The following is a 2,744-nucleotide window of genomic DNA, read 5'->3' as shown; positions in this document are numbered from 1 at the left end:
GGTCGTTTCTGCCGCGCGAACCGCGGGCTACGGTCGGGTGATGGCCCCGGGAGCGACGAGCACTGCCGAGCATCTGCGCAACGCGCTGGACGGGCGTTGGCGCGACGTGAAAAACCGGATGCGGGCCACCATGACCGAAGACATGTTCCGCCCGCATTACACGCCAAACACTGTGATCGCGCGCACCAAAGTGGGCGAGCAGATGAGGATCATGGCCGCGTTCGGCGCCGCCGGCGACACCTTCCGCAAGGAACACGGCGGCACCGGCGACGTCGGGGCTGCGATCACCATGATCGAGATGCTCGCGATGTCGGACCTGTCGCTGATGGTCAAGGCCGGCGTGCAGTGGGGCCTGTTCGGCGGCGCCGTCGAGAACCTCGGCACCGGCCGGCACCACGAAGCCCACGTGAGAAGGATCATCAGCCTCGAGTTGTGCGGCTGTTTTGCGATGACCGAGACGGGCCACGGCAGCGACGTGCAGTCGCTGGAGACCACCGCGACCTACGACGCCGCGACCCAGGAGTTCGTCATCGACTCCCCCACACCGTCGGCACGCAAGGACTACATCGGCGGTGCCGCCGAAACAGCTACCATCGCAGCGGTTTTCGCGCAGTTGATCACCACCGCGGAAGGCATGCCGGTGAACCACGGCGTGCACTGCCTGCTGGTCCCGATCCGCGACGGCGACGGCAACGACCTGCCCGGTGTGACGACCTCGGACTGCGAGTACAAGGGTGGCCTGCCCGGTGTCGACAACGGCCGCATCATGTTCGACCAGGTGCGGGTCCCGCGGGTCAACCTGCTGAACAAGTACGGCGACGTCGCGCCGGACGGTACGTACACCTCGCCGATCGACAACCCCAACCGACGGTTCTTCACGATGCTGGGCACCCTGGTGCGCGGCCGGATCACCGTGGGCGGCAGCGCCGCCGCCGCGGCGCGCGTCTCACTGGACATCGCGACACGTTATGCGTTGCAGCGCAAGCAGTTCAGCGCACCCGACGATGGCACCGAGCTGCTGATCATGGACTACCTGGCGCACCAGCGCCGACTGTTCCCGTTGATCGCGAAATCCTATGCGCTGCAGTTCGCCCAGAACGAGCTCGTCGCCAAATGCCACGACGTCCAGACCGCCGACGCACCCGACGCCGAGGAGCAACGAGAGCTGGAATCGCGCGCCGCCGGGCTGAAGGCGGCCAACACCTGGCACGCCAGCCGCTCCATCCAGGAAGCGCGGGAGGCCTGCGGCGGCGCGGGATACATGGCCGAGAACCGGCTGATCGGCCTGCGCGGTGACACCGACGTGTTCACCACGTTCGAGGGCGACAATCACGTGCTGACCCAGTTGGTCGCCAAGGAACTGCTCACGGCCTACGCCGACGACATCCGCAGCATGAGCCCGGTCGAATGGGTGCGCTTCGCCGCCGTCACGGTCAGCGACCGCGTCGTCAAACGCACTGCGGCCGAGACCATCATCCAGACGATCGTGGATGCCCGGCAGGACAACGAGGTGGAGGGCAGCCTGTTCAACCGCGGGACGCAGATCAAGATGTTCGAGGACCGCGAAGAGTATCTGCTGTCATCCGTCGCGCGCCGGCTGCAGGCCAAGTCCAAGGAGATGTCGGCTTTCGACGCGTTCAACGCCGTGCAGGACCACGTGCTGCACGCGGCGACCGCGCACATCGACCGGGTGATCCTGGAGGCCTTTGTGGCCGGCATCGACTCGTGCGAGGATCAGCCGGCGCGCGACGTGCTGGAGCTGGTCTGCGACCTCTATGCGCTGTCGGTGATCGAGGAGGACAAAGCCTGGTATGTCGAGCATCGCTACCTGTCCACCGATCGGGCCAAGGCGGTCACCCGCGGGATCAACGACCGGTGCCGAGCGCTGCGCCCGCACGCGCGAACGCTGGTCGACGGCTTCGGCATCCCTGACGAGCTGCGTTACGCCGAGATGCTGCACCCCGAGAACCTGCCGGGTGCCGTCACGCCCTGAATCCGGTTCTGGCCACCTTCGCAGGCAGCAGGCCAGGAAGCGATCCGCGTGAACACCGCCCGCTGAGCTCGATGACGTGCCCGAACGCGTGGCCGACGAACGAGGCGCGGGCCCGGATATCGCGCCTGCGGGGGCAGGCACTGCCCCAGGCGTCGTAAGCCCTACTGATTCGGGACCTTGCCGAGAGTGTTCAGCTTGCCGTTCGGGCCGATCTGGAATTTCACGACGCCGTGGCCGGAGGGACAGCAGGGCTCGTCGTTGCCGACGCGCCACTGATACTGAACCGTGACTGTGTCATCGGACGGCTTCAGCACAGTGATGTACGGTTTCGGGTTCGGGGTCGGTTCGCCCAGCGGGATGTTGTGGTCGAAGAAGATCAGCTGCTGGGGGGTCGACTCGCTGGCGATGGTCGGGATGAGCTGCACCCAGTGCAGCCGGCAGTTGCCGGTGTGTCCCCGCGCGATTTCGACCCAGGTGGTGCCCGGGATCGCGATCGGGACCGAAGCCACTGCCCGGCGCACCGTGTCGTCGCTGGGCCCCGCGGAATCTTTGCACGCCGCAGGTGGTCTCGACGGCGCGCTCACCTGGTTCGACCCGCACGCCGCAGCAGCCAGGATCAGCAGGATCGCCGCGAGCCGACGCATCCGGCCAGCTTAGCGGTCTTGCCCGTTAATCCGTCGGGCCCGTTCGCTGGGGTGTCGAGACTGCGGTGGCAGCGCCGAAACGCGAAAAAAGTAGCGCTGAGCACAGT

General features: G+C 66.8%; 2 protein-coding genes. One reads left to right on the top strand and one right to left on the bottom strand.

Annotated features, from left to right (window positions below; translation table 11 throughout):
• The first annotated feature begins 40 nt into the window (after positions 1-40).
• Positions 41-1,993: an acyl-CoA dehydrogenase gene (locus ACOJVU_RS19125; RefSeq protein ID WP_421531212.1), complete on the top strand. Its 1,953-nt coding sequence runs from the start codon at positions 41-43 to the stop codon at positions 1,991-1,993.
• A 161-nt stretch (positions 1,994-2,154) separates the two neighbouring features.
• Here the strand turns inward: ACOJVU_RS19125 and ACOJVU_RS19120 are convergent, their stop codons facing one another.
• The gene (locus ACOJVU_RS19120; protein ID WP_421531211.1) at positions 2,155-2,637 is read right to left on the bottom strand and encodes an LppP/LprE family lipoprotein; all 483 of its coding nucleotides are present in this window, start codon (positions 2,635-2,637) and stop codon (positions 2,155-2,157) included.
• Positions 2,638-2,744: the final 107 nt, after the last annotated feature.

It is taken from the genome of Mycobacterium sp. THU-M104, assembly GCF_049197365.1.
Classification (GTDB): Bacteria; Actinomycetota; Actinomycetes; order Mycobacteriales; family Mycobacteriaceae; genus Mycobacterium.
The sequence above is the reverse complement of the archived record's forward strand: the minus strand, read 5'-3'. Positions and strand labels throughout refer to the sequence as shown.